General features: G+C 65.4%; 14 protein-coding genes. 7 read left to right on the plus strand and 7 right to left on the minus strand.

Annotation, left to right across the window (positions count from 1 at the left end; genetic code table 11):
* Positions 1-9: 9 nt before the first annotated feature.
* Positions 10-753: an SDR family oxidoreductase gene (locus JG743_RS09050; RefSeq protein WP_202302522.1), complete on the minus strand. Its 744-nt coding sequence runs from the start codon at positions 751-753 to the stop codon at positions 10-12.
* 276 nt (positions 754-1,029) lie between these two features.
* On the opposite strand from JG743_RS09050, the gene JG743_RS09055 reads away from it, so the two are divergent.
* The 6 genes from JG743_RS09055 to JG743_RS09080 all read left to right on the plus strand — a co-directional run bounded on the left by JG743_RS09055 (position 1,030) and on the right by JG743_RS09080 (position 6,982).
* Positions 1,030-2,283 carry a sarcosine oxidase subunit beta gene (locus JG743_RS09055; RefSeq protein ID WP_202299687.1) on the plus strand — a complete coding sequence of 418 codons (1,254 nt, stop codon included), beginning with the start codon at positions 1,030-1,032 and terminating at the stop codon, positions 2,281-2,283.
* 2 nt (positions 2,284-2,285) lie between these two features.
* The gene (locus tag JG743_RS09060) at positions 2,286-2,708 is read left to right on the plus strand and encodes a hypothetical protein (RefSeq protein WP_202302524.1); all 423 of its coding nucleotides are present in this window, start codon (positions 2,286-2,288) and stop codon (positions 2,706-2,708) included.
* Positions 2,709-2,720: 12 nt separating this feature from the next.
* On the plus strand, positions 2,721-3,017 hold the full coding sequence (locus tag JG743_RS09065; protein WP_126058369.1) for a sarcosine oxidase subunit delta: 297 nt from the start codon (positions 2,721-2,723) through the stop codon (positions 3,015-3,017).
* Positions 3,014-6,022, plus strand: a complete 3,009-nt coding sequence (locus JG743_RS09070; RefSeq protein ID WP_202299689.1) for a sarcosine oxidase subunit alpha — start codon at positions 3,014-3,016, stop codon at positions 6,020-6,022. Before JG743_RS09065 ends, JG743_RS09070 begins: the two co-directional genes overlap by 4 nt.
* Positions 6,015-6,599, plus strand: coding sequence for a sarcosine oxidase subunit gamma (locus JG743_RS09075; RefSeq protein ID WP_202299691.1), 585 nt, complete (start codon positions 6,015-6,017; stop codon positions 6,597-6,599). The genes JG743_RS09070 and JG743_RS09075 overlap by 8 nt, the downstream gene beginning before the upstream one ends.
* A gap of 161 nt (positions 6,600-6,760) precedes the next feature.
* On the plus strand, positions 6,761-6,982 hold the full coding sequence (locus JG743_RS09080) for a hypothetical protein (protein ID WP_446720890.1): 222 nt from the start codon (positions 6,761-6,763) through the stop codon (positions 6,980-6,982).
* A 69-nt stretch (positions 6,983-7,051) separates the two neighbouring features.
* Here JG743_RS09080 and JG743_RS09085 read toward each other — a convergent pair whose 3' ends face one another.
* From JG743_RS09085 to JG743_RS09110, 6 genes are all read right to left on the minus strand, one after another.
* Positions 7,052-7,291 carry a DUF680 domain-containing protein gene (locus JG743_RS09085; protein WP_202299695.1) on the minus strand — a complete coding sequence of 80 codons (240 nt, stop codon included), beginning with the start codon at positions 7,289-7,291 and terminating at the stop codon, positions 7,052-7,054.
* Positions 7,292-7,484: 193 nt separating this feature from the next.
* Positions 7,485-8,129: a TetR/AcrR family transcriptional regulator gene (locus JG743_RS09090; RefSeq protein ID WP_202299697.1), complete on the minus strand. Its 645-nt coding sequence runs from the start codon at positions 8,127-8,129 to the stop codon at positions 7,485-7,487.
* 148 nt (positions 8,130-8,277) lie between these two features.
* Positions 8,278-9,054, minus strand: coding sequence for an SDR family NAD(P)-dependent oxidoreductase (locus JG743_RS09095; RefSeq protein ID WP_202299699.1), 777 nt, complete (start codon positions 9,052-9,054; stop codon positions 8,278-8,280).
* 3 nt (positions 9,055-9,057) lie between these two features.
* The gene (locus tag JG743_RS09100; protein ID WP_202299715.1) at positions 9,058-10,116 is read right to left on the minus strand and encodes a phosphotransferase; all 1,059 of its coding nucleotides are present in this window, start codon (positions 10,114-10,116) and stop codon (positions 9,058-9,060) included.
* Complete coding sequence (locus JG743_RS09105; RefSeq protein ID WP_274608523.1) at positions 10,113-10,637, minus strand: MaoC family dehydratase; 525 nt, start codon at positions 10,635-10,637, stop codon at positions 10,113-10,115. Before JG743_RS09105 ends, JG743_RS09100 begins: the two co-directional genes overlap by 4 nt.
* Position 10,638: 1 nt before the next feature.
* Positions 10,639-11,454, minus strand: a complete 816-nt coding sequence (locus JG743_RS09110; protein ID WP_202299717.1) for an SDR family oxidoreductase — start codon at positions 11,452-11,454, stop codon at positions 10,639-10,641.
* 140 nt (positions 11,455-11,594) lie between these two features.
* On the opposite strand from JG743_RS09110, the gene JG743_RS09115 reads away from it, so the two are divergent.
* Complete coding sequence (locus JG743_RS09115; RefSeq protein WP_202299726.1) at positions 11,595-12,836, plus strand: acyl-CoA dehydrogenase family protein; 1,242 nt, start codon at positions 11,595-11,597, stop codon at positions 12,834-12,836.
* Positions 12,837-12,855: the final 19 nt, after the last annotated feature.

A 12,855-nucleotide genomic window follows, 5' to 3' on the forward strand; every position in this document is an offset into this window, starting at 1 on the left:
CCAATCCGTTCACGTCCGGTTGATCGAGACGCCACCGTCGGCAAACAGCGCGGTGCCGGTGGTGAAGCTCGACGCGTCGGAGGCGAGGTAAAGCGCCGAGCGGGCGATCTCTTCCGGCTGCGCCACGCGCTTCAGCGCATGCAGGTTTTCCACGAAGGCCCGCGTCTCCGGTGTCTTGAATGTCGCCGCGGGCGTATCGGTGCCGCCCGGCAGCAGCGCGTTGACGCGCAGCCCCTGCGGTCCGTACTCGGCGGCCAGCACCTGCGTCAGTCCGATCAGGCCGGCCTTGCTTGCCGCATAGCTGGTCATGCCGGGCATGCCGACGGTGTGACCGACAAAGGTGGAGGTGAAGATCAGCGAGCCGCCGCCCCGCTCGATCATCGCCGGCACCTGGTATTTCGCGCCGAGAAACGCGCTGGTGAGGTTTGTGTCGAGCGTTTCGCGCCATCCCGCTAGCGACAGGTCGGAAACCGGTCCCATCTGGCCGACGGCGCCGATGTCGAGACCGCCGAACCTTTCGACCGCCAGATCGACGAGGGCCTTCGCATAAGTCTCGTCCCTGACATCGCCGGCAAGCGCGACGGCGGTGCCGCCGGCCTCCTCGATCTCGCCGGCCAACATGTCGAGCTCTGTTTGCCGGCGGGCGGCAACGATCAGTCGGGCGCCCTGTTCGGCGAAGAGCTTTGCCGTGGCGCGGCCTATGCCGGAGCTGGCGCCGGTGACGATGGCGACCTTGTTGGTGAGCGCGAACATCTTTTGCATCCTTCTTTCGTGCCGGCCTTGCCGGTGGTCGGATGCTTGGTCGCAAATCGGCATGGTTGCGGCCACCCGAAAGCTGCATCGACTCCGCACCGCGCGGCTTAATCGACCGCCAGCGGATGCGTCGCATTTGTCGCGGCGCAAAACGGCAAGCACCGTCGCAAACAGCGCAAGGATGGCAGCGCGGTTTCGCTAGTGATACTCCTCGCGTGCCGAGGCGGGGATGCCCGGCCGCAAATCCGCGAAAGCTACTGGCGCGAGGCCTGGAACGTGAAGAAATATTCGGTATTCGCCATCGCCCGCGAGGCCATGCGCGGCCACAAGGGCTGGGAAGAGCAATGGTCTTCGCCGGAGCCGAAGAAGGAATACGACGTCATCATCGTCGGCGCCGGCGGTCATGGCCTGGCCACCGCTTACTACCTGGCCACCGTGCACGGCATCACCAATGTCGCGGTGCTGGAGAAGGGCTGGCTTGGCGGCGGCAACACCGGTCGCAACACCACCATCATCCGCTCCAACTATCTCTACGACGAGAGCGCCGGCATCTACGACCATGCGCTGAAGCTGTGGGACGGGCTCTCCCAGGAGCTCAACTACAACGTCATGTATTCGGCGCGCGGCGTCATGATGCTCGCCCACAATGTGCACGACATCCAGGTGCTGAAGCGCCACGTGCATGCCAACCGCCTCAACGGCATCGACAATGAATGGCTGACGCCGGAGCAGGCGAAGGAATTCTGCCCGCCGCTCAACATCTCCAGGGATGCGCGCTATCCGGTGGTGGGAGCCGCCTTGCAGCGCCGCGGCGGCACGGCGCGCCACGACGCGGTCGCCTGGGGCTATGCGCGCGGCGCCTCGGCGCGCGGCGTGCACATCATCCAGAATTGCGAGGTTACCGGCGTCAAGCGGGCGCCGAACGGCGCGGTCATGGGCGTCGACACGACGCGCGGCTTCATCGGCGCCAAGAAGGTCGGCGTCGTCGCCGCCGGCCACTCCTCCGTCATCATGGATATGGCCGGCGTGCGCATGCCGCTGGAAAGTTACCCACTGCAGGCGCTGGTGTCGGAGCCGGTCAAGCCGGTGGTGCCGTGCGTGGTGATGTCGAACACGGTGCACGCCTATATCTCGCAGTCCGACAAGGGCGAGCTGGTCATCGGCGCCGGCACCGACCAGTATGTCTCCTATTCGCAGACCGGCGGCCTGCACATATTGCAGCACACGCTCGACGCCATCTGCGAGATGTTCCCGATCTTCACGCGCATGAAGATGCTGCGTTCCTGGGGCGGCATCGTCGACGTCACGCCGGATCGTTCGCCGATCCTGGCCAAGACGCCGGTCAAGGGCCTCTACGTCAATTGCGGCTGGGGCACGGGCGGCTTCAAGGCGACGCCGGGCTCCGGCCATGTCTTCGCGCATACGATCGCCAAGGACGATCCGCACCCGATCAACGCGCCCTTCACCATCGAGCGCTTCCGCACCGGCCGCCTGATCGACGAGGCCGCGGCAGCGGCGGTGGCGCACTGATGATGATGGCCGAGATGGCCGTCGCGATGCCGCTGGTGCTCGCCGGCGAGCAGGGCCTGTTTCATTTTCCGACGCCCGAGGAGGTGCGCGTGCAGCCGATCAGCCGCGCCGAAAACGAGGCGGAGTGGCCGTTCTCGGTCGACGACGGCATGCTCGCCTGCGTCTGGAGCGGCGGCCGCAAGGTGGTGATGTTCTTCGAGAACAGGCCGGCTCACCTCGACGAGAGCGAAAGCTTCGAGCCGCGCCGCGTCATTGTCACCACCGATCCGGTGCAGCTCACGATCGGCAACATGGCCTATCGCGACCTTTTCCGCCCGGCGGCAAGCGTCGAGGAGCGCATCCGGCTGATTGCGCCCTTTGTCACGCTCGGCCAGCGGCTTTGCGATCAACCGGCCGGCACCCATGTCGGCCACGGCGAATTGTAGGAACGAAACACGATGCTTCTCATCCGCTGCCCCTATTGCGAGGAAGAGCGCCCGGAACTCGAGTTCCGCAACGCCGGCGAGGCGCATATCGCGCGCTCGACCAACATGGCCGGCGAGAGCGATGACGATTTCGAGAAGTTCTTCTTCATCCGCTCGAACCCCAAGGGCGTCATCTACGAGCGCTGGCGGCACATGCATGGCTGCGCGCGCTTCTTCAACGCCGTGCGCGACACCGTCACTGACAAGTTCATCATGACCTACAAGGCCGGCGAGCCGAAGCCAGCGAAGCTGCCGGGAGCCTCGAAATGAGCACCTCTTTCCGCATTTCCGGCGCCGGCCGCCTCAAGCAGTCGAAGACCGCCCGCTTCAGCTTCGACGGCCAGGCCTATGCCGGCGTCGAGGGCGATACGCTCGCCTCGGCGCTGCTCGCCAACGGCGTCCATCTCGTCGGCCGTTCGTTCAAGTACCACCGGCCGCGCGGCTTCCTCTCCGCCGGCGCGGAGGAGCCCAACGCGCTGGTGCAGATCGTGCGCGACGACGCGCGCAAGACGCCGAATGTGCGGGCGACCGTGCAGGAGCTCTATGACGGGCTCACCGCCAACTCGCAGAACCGCTGGCCCTCGCTCGCCTTCGATGTCGGCGCGGTCAACGACATCGCCTCGCCGCTGTTTTCGGCCGGCTTCTACTACAAGACCTTCATGTGGCCGAAGGCGGCCTGGAAAAGCCTCTATGAGCCGAAGATCCGCGCCGCGGCCGGCCTCGGCGTGTCGCCGGACCGGCCGGATCCTGACCACTATTCCGCGCGCTATGCCCATTGCGAGGTGCTGGTGCTGGGCGGCGGCGCGGCAGGCATCGCGGCAGCACTTGCCGCTGCCGAGACCGGCGTCAGGGTCATCCTCGCCGACGAGCAGGCCGAGTTCGGCGGCAGCCTGCGCTTCGAGGCCGGCGCCAGGATCGATGGCGCGGACGGCTTTGCCTGGGCGCAAGGCGCGATCGCGAAGCTCAAGGCGATGGACAATGTCCGCCTGCTGACGCGCACGACTGCATTTGGCTATTACGCGCAGAATTTCGTCGGCCTGGTCGAGCGGGTCGGCGACCATTTGCAGTATCCGGGCCGTGATGTGCCGCGCGAGCGGCTGTGGCAGGTCCGCGCCAGCCGAGTCGTGCTGGCAACTGGCGCCATCGAGCGGCACATGGTGTTTGCCGACAATGACCGTCCGGGCATCATGCTGGCATCGGCCGCGCGCACCTACCTCAACCACTACGGCGTCGCCGTCGGCAAAAATGTCGGCGTCTACACCGCCAATGATTCCGCCTATGCGGCGGCGATCGACCTGAAGAAGGCCGGCGTCAACATCGCCGCCATCGTCGACCTGCGCGACCATCCGACCGGGCCGGTGATCGATGAGGCGAGGGGGCTGGGCATCGAGGTGAATTTCGGCCGCGCGGTGATCCGCGCCGGCGGCAAGCTGCGCGTATCGTCGATGACCGTGCAGCCGAAGAACGGCGGCGGCGAGCGCACCATCCCGGTCGACGCCATCCTGATGTCGGCCGGCTGGACGCCCTCGGTGCATCTGTTCTCTCAGTCGCGTGGCAAGGTCGCCTTCAACGACGAGACGCGGCGCTTCGTGCCGGGAACCTATGCGCAGGACTGCGTTTCGGTCGGCGCCTGCAACGGCACCGACGGGCTGGCGGCAACCGTCGACGAGGCCTATGCGGCGGGCGCCAAGGCGGCGAAGGAAGCCGGCGGCAAGGATTCCAGCGTGAAGACGGGCAAGGGCGCCAAGCCCAAGGTCGATGCCGGCGAGAGCTGGTCGCGCGGCATGCTGGGTGCTGCGCCCGGCGCCGGGCCGGACACGACGGTCAAGGCCTTCGTCGATTTCCAGAACGACGTCACCGCCAAGGACATCCGCCAGGCGGTGCATGAAGGCATGCACTCGATCGAGCACGTCAAGCGCTTCACCACCAACGGCATGGCGACCGACCAGGGCAAGACCTCCAACATGCACGGCCTGGCGATCGCCGCCGAGACGCTGGGCAAGCCGATCCCGCAGGTCGGCCTCACCACCTTCCGGGCGCCCTATACGCCGGTGACCTTCGGCTCGATCGTCGGCCATGCGCGCGGCGCCCTGTTCGACCCGACGCGCAAGACGGCGATCCATCCCTGGGCGGCCGCGCAAGGCGCGGTGTTCGAGGATGTCGGCCAGTGGAAGCGCGCCTGGTACTTCCCCAGGGGAGGCGAGGACATGCACGCTGCCGTCGACCGCGAATGCGTGACCGTTCGCAAGACGGCCGGCCTGTTCGACGCCTCGACGCTGGGCAAGATCGAGGTGGTTGGGCCGGACGCGGCCAAGTTCATGGAGCTGCTCTACACCAATCCGTGGGAGAAGCTCGAACCCGGCCGCTGCCGTTATGGCATCATGCTGCGCGAGGACGGCTTCATCTATGATGACGGCGTCGTCGGCAGGCTGGCGCCGGACCGCTTCCATGTGACGACGACGACGGGCGGCGCGCCGCGCGTCATGAACCACATGGAGGATTATCTCCAGACCGAGTTCCCGCATCTCAATGTCTGGCTGAGCTCGATCACCGAGCAATGGGCGGTCATCGCCGTGCAGGGCCCGAAGTCGCGCGAGATCATCGCGCCGCTGGTCGAAGGCATCGACATGTCGGACGAGGCGCTGCCGCATATGTCGGTGCGCGAAGGCAAGATCTGCGGCGTGCCGACGAGGCTGTTCCGCATGTCGTTCACCGGTGAGCGCGGCTTCGAAGTCAACGTGCCGGCCGATTACGGGCAGGCGGTCTGGGAAGCGCTGTGGGCCGAGGGCCAGAAGCATGGCGCCTGCGCCTACGGCACCGAGTCGATGCACGTGCTGCGCGCCGAAAAGGGCTACATCATCGTCGGCCAGGACACCGACGGCACGGTGACGCCGAATGATGCCGGGCTCGACTGGGCGGTCGGCAAGAAGAAGACCGACTTTGTCGGCATTCGCGGCATGGTCCGGCCGGACTTGGTCGCCAAGGGCCGCAAGCAGCTCGTCGGCCTCAAGACCAAGGACCCCAAGGTGGTGCTGGAAGAGGGCGCGCAGATCGTCGAGGATCCGAAACAGGCGATCCCGATGAAGATGATCGGCCACGTCACTTCCAGCTACTGGTCGGAGAATTGCGGCCGCTCGATCGCGCTGGCGCTGGTCGCCGGCGGCCGCGACCGCATGGGCAAGACGCTCTATGTGCCGATGCCGAACGGAACGATCGAGGTGGAGGTCACCGGCATGGTGTTCTTCGACGAGAAGGGGGAGCGCCTCAATGGCTAAGGCTGCCGCAAAGACTAGTGCATCCGCCGCGACCGCATCGGCCGAGCGCCGTCCGGCGCTTGCCGGGCGCACAGTGGAGGCGAAGGGCGTCGCGCTCGCCGTGCTGCCGCCGGCTGAGCGCATCTCGCTGCGCGCGCCAGAGGCTTCCGGTGCCGCGCTTTCGAAGGCGCTCGGCGTGAGCTTGCCGACCAAGCCGAAGAGCTCGGCGGCTAAGGCAGGGCGGACAGCGCTCTGGCTCGGGCCGGACGAATGGCTGGTGATCGACGAGGCCGGCAAGGATCCGCTCGCCGACTGCGCCAAGGTGACGGCGCTGCATTCGGCGGTCGGCATCTCGCATCGCAATGTCGCCTTTTCCGTCACCGGTCCCGCCGCTGCCGCGACCGTCAACGCCGGCTGCCCGCAGGACCTGTCGCTGGAAGCCTTTCCGGTGGGGGCTGCCTCGCGCACCATCCTCGGCAAGGCCGAGATCGTGCTTCTGCGCACGGCGGCGGATGCCTTCCGTGTCGAATGCTGGCGTTCGTTCTCGGACTATGTCTTTACTTTGCTGTCGGAAGCGGCAAGCGACGCGGCGGCGTGAACCTAGAGCGTTTCAGCGTTTCACGGAAACGCCGAACCGCTCTATCTCTTTGTTTTCACGCAATTCCGGACGGAAAACCGTTACACACTTTTCCTGGAATTGCTGTGGGAACCATAGTCGCGCTAGGCCGTTTTGCCGCAGCGTGTCGAGGGAGAATGCCGGTGCCGTCGAAATCAGTGTCGAAGTCACCCAAGAAGACCGCGGCTGTGCGCTCGCTCGAGCACGAGCGAAGTCACGAGGTCGAGGAAGAGGAACTCGAGGAAGGCCTCGAGGACACGTTTCCGGCCAGCGATCCGGTGTCGATCACGTCGACCTCTATTCCTGGTGGTCCCGCAAGACCCGGCAGGGCCAAGACGGTACCAGGGCGCAAGCCGCGCAAGTAATTCGACCAGTAAAAAGGGCGGCCAGGATATCCTGCCGCCCTTGTTTTTCATGGTCCAAGATTCGAACCCTCAGAACGTGCTGGGCACGATCCACGGATCGATCTCGATACCCAGACGCGGGCCCTTGGCCGCGTCGGTCTTGGTCGTGGTGCCTGTCTTTTCGATTGAGCCGGTCGTGCCGCAATCGAGCTTCACATTGGTCTGCACGCAGGCCGCGGCAGGAGCCTGCTTGGCCTGATGGCTGGTGCCGGCGAAAGCGGCGCCCGAGAAGGCCAGGACGGTAGCGAGAGCGAGGACTGACTTTTTCATCATCTTTCTCCGGTCAAACCTTTTCGTACATGTACGATACGACGTACATATACGTCCGAAGGATAGAGACTTCAAGTGAGAAATCGTACACGTACGGTCAAATTTTCTGAAAATGCGAAAATGCCGCACCGCTCCCCTAAACCGGATCGTTCCGGCGGAAACCAGCCACGTACTTTTCCTGGAATTGCCCCAATCAGCAGTTGACCGGTGTTTCGGTCAGCGGCGGCACGTCCTGCGCCGAAAGCGAGGCAAGCGTGAAATCGCACATCCGCTTCACGAAGGCCTGCGGGTCGCCGAACGGATAGAAGGGGAAGGTGATCAGCAGCGAGATCGTGCCGTGGCCGACCGCCCACAACATGGTGGCGATGGCGCGCGGGTCGCCCTTGAGCTTGCCGGCGGCGACGCAGGCCTCGACCCTGCTGATCAGCACTTTCATCGCCGGATTGCCCTCTTCCATGTCCTCGTAACTCCGGCCATCCGGCAGCCGGGTCTTCTCAGTCATGAAGACGGTGCGGTATTCGTTCGGATTGCCGAGCCCGAAGGCGGCATATTCGGTCATCACCGCCTGCAGCGCCTCGATCGGATCATCGGCGGGGTGTTCCTCGATCCGCCGCGCCAGCGTTTCGAAAGCGTCCTCGGCCAATGCGAACAGAATGTCCTGCTTGTCGGCGAAGTAGGAATAGACCGACATCGGCGCGTAGCCGACGCGCTTGGCCAGCTTGCGGATGGTCAGGCCTTCATAGCCCTCTTCCTGCACGAGCTTGTGGGCCGCTTCGACCAGTTCGGAGCGCAATTCGGCTTTCTGCTTTTCACGGCGTGTCTGGACGCTCAGCGGCAATGTCTGCCTGCCTTTGATGTTTGGTTGCCTTACTAAATTATATACGCTGTACGGAAACGGACAAGTGCGCCGCAGGTTCCCCAACGTTCGCCCTAACTCTTTGTTCCAACGCGATTCCAGGTCCGAAACGGTCCAGGATCACACCAGTCTAGATGGCGCCGATCCCGCCATCGAGCGCCAGAGCATGGCCGGTCATGAAGGAATTGGCGGGATCGGCAAGGAATAGGATTCCCGTCGTGATCTCGTCGACCTCGCCGACCCGCTTCATCGGCACGCCGCGCGTAAGCTCGGCAATCGCCTCGGTTTCCGGAGAGCCGCTGGAGCGGACGAAGCCGTCCACCATCGCTGTTCGGGTATGGGCTGGGCAGACGGCGTTGATGCGCACGCCTTTGGTGGCGTATTCCACCGCCGCCGAACGGGTCAGACCGACGACGCCGTGCTTGGCGGCGGCGTAGACCGACAGCTTGGGTGCGCCGGAGAGGCCGGCGACCGAGGCGATGTTGACGATGGCGCCGCCCTTGCCGCTGGCCCTGAACTGCCGTTCCATCTGCGGGATCTGGTGCTTCATGGCGTAGAAGACGCCGAGCAGGTCGACCTCCAGCACGCGGCGCGCCTCGTCCGACGCCACCTGCGGCAGGCGCACGAAAGAATGGACGATGCCGGCATTGTTGACGGCGATGTCGAGCCGGCCGAATTTTTCCACTGCCAGGGCGACCAGGTCCTCGGAGAGCTTCTCATCGGCGATGTTGCCGGCAAGGATTGTTGTCTCGGCATCAAGCGTCGCGGCGAAATCGGTGAGGGCCGCTTCGTCGAGATCCGAAAGGACCAGCCGCGCGCCCTCGATGGCGAAGGCTTTTGCCGCGCCCCTGCCGAGACCGCCGGTCGCTCCGGTGATCAGCACCGTCGCTCCATCGAAACGGCCCATCGCTCAGTTCTCCGCGTCGATCAGTTTTACCGCCAGCGAAGCGAGCAGTTTTACCGCCTCGCCATAGGTCCTGGCTTTTTCCGGATTGGAGGCGTTGCCATCCAGCGCGCGGCGGTAGACGCCCTGGCAGATCGCCGCCAGCCGGAAGAAGGAGAAAGCGAGGAAAAAACTCCAGTTGCCGATGCCGGCTAGCCCGCGCCGCCGGCAATAGGCCTCGACATAGGCGTCTTCCGACGGCAGGCCGAGCGACGCGCGGTCGATGCCGCCGAGGCCGCGAAAGCCGGATGCGTGCGGCAGGCGCCATTGCATGCATTGATAGGCGATGTCGGCGAAGGGGTGGCCGAGCGTCGACAGCTCCCAGTCGAGCACCGCGGTCACCATCGGCTCGCTGGCTGCGAAGATCATGTTGTCCAGCCGGTAGTCGCCATGCACCAGCGAAACGCGGCCGTCATCGGCTGGCATATGCGTCTCCAGCCATGCGATCAGCCGATCCATGTCCGGGATGGTTCCGGTTTCGGAGGCGCGGTACTGGCCGGTCCAGCGGGCGAACTGGCGCTCGAAATAACTGCCGGGCTTGCCGAAATCGCCGAGGCCGATGGCTTCTGCATCGACATCGTGCAAGGCGGCGAGCGTCGCGTTCATGGCATCGTAGATGGCGGCGCGTTCGTCATTGCCCGATACGTCCGGCAAGGACGGGTCCCAGAAGATGCGGCCGTCGAGGAACTCCATGACGTAGAACATGCGGCCGATCGGCGTCACTTCGTCGGAAAGGTGCAGCATGCGGGGCACCGGCACGGCGGTGGGGGCAAGCGCCTGCATTACCCTGAATTCACGATCGACCTGATGCGCTGATTTCAGCAACTGGCCCGGCGGCTTGGCGCGCAGCACGTAGCGGCCGCTTGCCGCGGTGAGCAGATAGGTCGGGTTCGATTGTCCGGACTTGAATTTGTCTATCGCGGAAAGCCCTGCAAAACCAGGGATATGCGCCTCTAGATACGGCGCAAGCGCTTCCTGATTGAGCGCAAGCGCCGACTCGTCGTGCGCGTTGGCGTCGCCGCTCATGCGGTCTCGGGCTGGCGCTCGATCAACGTCAGGGTCAGCCAGCGCGCGGTCAGCGCCGGCTTCTTCGAGCCCTCGATCTCGATGGTGACGTCATGCGCGGTCTGCACCCAGCCGGATGGCCGCACCTTGACGTCGGCCAGCACGAAACGGGTGCGGATGCGCGAGCCGGTCTTCACCGGCGCCAGGAAGCGCAATGAATCGAAACCGTGGTTGACGCCCATCTTGCTGTTTTCGAGCGGCGGCATGGTTTCGAAGGTCATGGCCGACAGCAGCGACAGCGACAGGAAGCCATGCGCGATGGTGCCGCCGAACGGCGTCTCGCGGCTGGCGCGCTCCGGATCGCAATGGATGAACTGGTGGTCATCGGTGGCGTCGGCGAACTGGTCGATCATGCGCTGCGTGACCACGCGCCAAGGCGACACGCCGACTTCCTTGCCGACGCTGGCCAGAAGCACGTCGAGACTGATCGGTTCCACGCTGATGTCCTCCACTTCACCCCCGCCGGCGTTCCGGTCGGACATATCATTCCTTGAACAGGGTCAGCCCATGCTGCACCGACTGGCCGCCGTCGATCGGCAGGATGGCGCCGGTGACATAGCTGCCCGCACGGCTGCACAAATAAAGCGTTGCGCCGGCAATGTCATCCGGCATGCCGATACGGCCGATCGGAACATGGCTGCCGACATGACGGGCCTGTTCCTCGGTGCCGGTGGCGAAAGCGGTCATCCGGCTCTGGAAAGGACCGGGGGCAAAGGCATTGACGGTGATGCGGCGGGCGGCGAACTCGATCGCCAGCGTGCGCGTCAGGTGATGAACCGCGGCCTTGGAGGCGGTGTAGGAATAGGCGTCATCGGCAAGCGGCTGTGTGCCCATCACCGAGCCCAGATTGATCACCCGGGCCGGGTCGGCGTCGCCGGCAGCGGCGTCGAGCAGGGGCAGCAGCTCGCGCGTCAAGTGGAAGACGGCGGTGACGTTGACGCCGAACACCTTGGCCCAGGCGTGGTAGGGGAAATCCTCCAGCGGCGCGCCCCAGGAAATGCCGGCGTTGTTGATGAGTATGTGCAGCCGCTCGGTCCGCGCCTTCACCTCGGCGACGAGCGCGGCGATGCCGGCCTCGCTGGAGACGTCACCGGCAAAGCCCTCGGCACGTCCCGGGCCGCCGAGGGCGTTCAATTCGCTGGCGACCTCGACGCAGTCCTCGCCCTTGCGCGAGGCAATCATCACGCTGGCGCCGGCCCTGACCAGGGCGGTCGCCGCCATGCGGCCGATGCCGGTCGCCGCACCGGTGACCAGCGCGGTTTTGCCGGAGACCGAGAACAACTCGTCCAGATAGCTCATCGCACTCCTCCGCTTTGCCCTTCTGGCCGAGACCAGGGACCCGCCCAGGGACTCGCCCAAGGACTCGCGTTGACAAGGCTAGCCGAAGTACGGTCATCCTTGCCACGGGTAAAGATGCATCTCCGAAAGGACCGGAAGCCATGGCGGACATGAATCTCGGTATGACCGAGCGGCTGAAGCCGATCCATGCTCGCGTCGCGGCGATGGTGCGTGACGAGATTGCGCCACTCGGCGAGGAGTTCCTGGCCGAAATCGGCAAGGGCGGCGACCGCTGGGTCTACACGTCGCGGCAGACTGAAATCCTCGAAGGGCTGAAGAAGACCGCCCGGGAGCGCGGGTTGTGGAATTTCTGGCTGACCGGCTCCGAGCGCGGTTATGGGCTTTCCACCGTCGAATATGCCTATCTGGCCGAGGAGATGGGCAAGGCCCATCTCGGCGCCGAGACCTTCAACTGTTCGGCGCCCGACACCGGCAATATGGAAGTGCTGGAGCGCTACGGCTCGGCCGAACACAAGCGGCAATGGCTGGAGCCGCTGCTCGAAGGAAAAATCCGCTCGGCCTATCTGATGACCGAGCCGGATGTCGCCTCCTCCGACGCCACCAACATTTCGATGCGCTGCGAACGGCAGGGCGACGACTATGTGCTCAATGGCGAGAAATGGTGGGCGTCCGGCGCCGGCGATCCGCGCTGCGCCATCTACATCGTCATGGTCCGGACGGGCGGCGACGACGCGCCGCAGCACCGCCGGCATTCGATGGTCCTGGTGCCCGCGGATGCCAAGGGCGTAACCAAGCTTCGGCCCATGCAGGTCTATGGCGACGACGACGCGCCGCACGGCCACATGCATCTCAGGTTCGACAATGTGCGCGTGCCGGCCGCGAACCTGATCCTCGGCGAGGGCAGGGGTTTCGAGATCGCGCAGGGGCGGCTGGGGCCGGGCCGCATCCACCACTGCATGCGCGCCATCGGCCAGGCTGAGATGGCGCTGGAGATGCTGTGCCAGCGCTCGGTGCGGCGCGAGGCCTTCGGCCAGAAGCTGGCGAAGCTCGGCGCCAATTTCGACATCATCGCCGAATGCCGCATGGAGATCGAGATGGCGAGGCTGTTGTGCCTCAAGGCGGCGTGGATGATCGATCAGGGCGATGCACGCGCCGCCGCGCCCTGGATCAGCCAGATCAAGGTCGTGGCGCCCCGCGTCGCGCTCAAGGTCACCGACGAGGCGGTGCAGATGTTCGGCGCGCAAGGCATCAGCCAGGATACGCCGCTGGCGCGCTCGTGGACGCATCTGCGCACGCTGCGGCTGGCCGACGGGCCCGACGCTGTGCACCGCCGGCAGGTGGCGCGGACCGAGCTGAAGAAGTACACGCAGGAGAAGGTCTGAGCGCAAAGCCCGGCCGGTC

The sequence above is a fragment of the Mesorhizobium sp. 131-2-1 genome, from assembly GCF_016756535.1.
Lineage (GTDB): Bacteria > Pseudomonadota > Alphaproteobacteria > Rhizobiales > Rhizobiaceae > Mesorhizobium.

Bases quoted from the DNA above. Each gene is read 5' to 3' on its own strand.
- JG743_RS09050 (WP_202302522.1), bottom strand. From the start codon at position 753: ATGTTCGCGCTCACCAACAAGGTCGCCATCGTCACCGGCGCCAGCTCC.
- JG743_RS09060 (WP_202302524.1), top strand. From the start codon at position 2,286: ATGATGGCCGAGATGGCCGTCGCGATGCCGCTGGTGCTCGCCGGCGAG.
- JG743_RS09065 (WP_126058369.1), top strand. From the start codon at position 2,721: ATGCTTCTCATCCGCTGCCCCTATTGCGAGGAAGAGCGCCCGGAACTC.
- JG743_RS09070 (WP_202299689.1), top strand. From the start codon at position 3,014: ATGAGCACCTCTTTCCGCATTTCCGGCGCCGGCCGCCTCAAGCAGTCG.
- JG743_RS09075 (WP_202299691.1), top strand. From the start codon at position 6,015: ATGGCTAAGGCTGCCGCAAAGACTAGTGCATCCGCCGCGACCGCATCG.
- JG743_RS09085 (WP_202299695.1), bottom strand. From the start codon at position 7,291: ATGAAAAAGTCAGTCCTCGCTCTCGCTACCGTCCTGGCCTTCTCGGGC.
- JG743_RS09095 (WP_202299699.1), bottom strand. From the start codon at position 9,054: ATGGGCCGTTTCGATGGAGCGACGGTGCTGATCACCGGAGCGACCGGC.
- JG743_RS09100 (WP_202299715.1), bottom strand. From the start codon at position 10,116: ATGAGCGGCGACGCCAACGCGCACGACGAGTCGGCGCTTGCGCTCAAT.
- JG743_RS09105 (WP_274608523.1), bottom strand. From the start codon at position 10,637: ATGTCCGACCGGAACGCCGGCGGGGGTGAAGTGGAGGACATCAGCGTG.
- JG743_RS09110 (WP_202299717.1), bottom strand. From the start codon at position 11,454: ATGAGCTATCTGGACGAGTTGTTCTCGGTCTCCGGCAAAACCGCGCTG.
- JG743_RS09115 (WP_202299726.1), top strand. From the start codon at position 11,595: ATGGCGGACATGAATCTCGGTATGACCGAGCGGCTGAAGCCGATCCAT.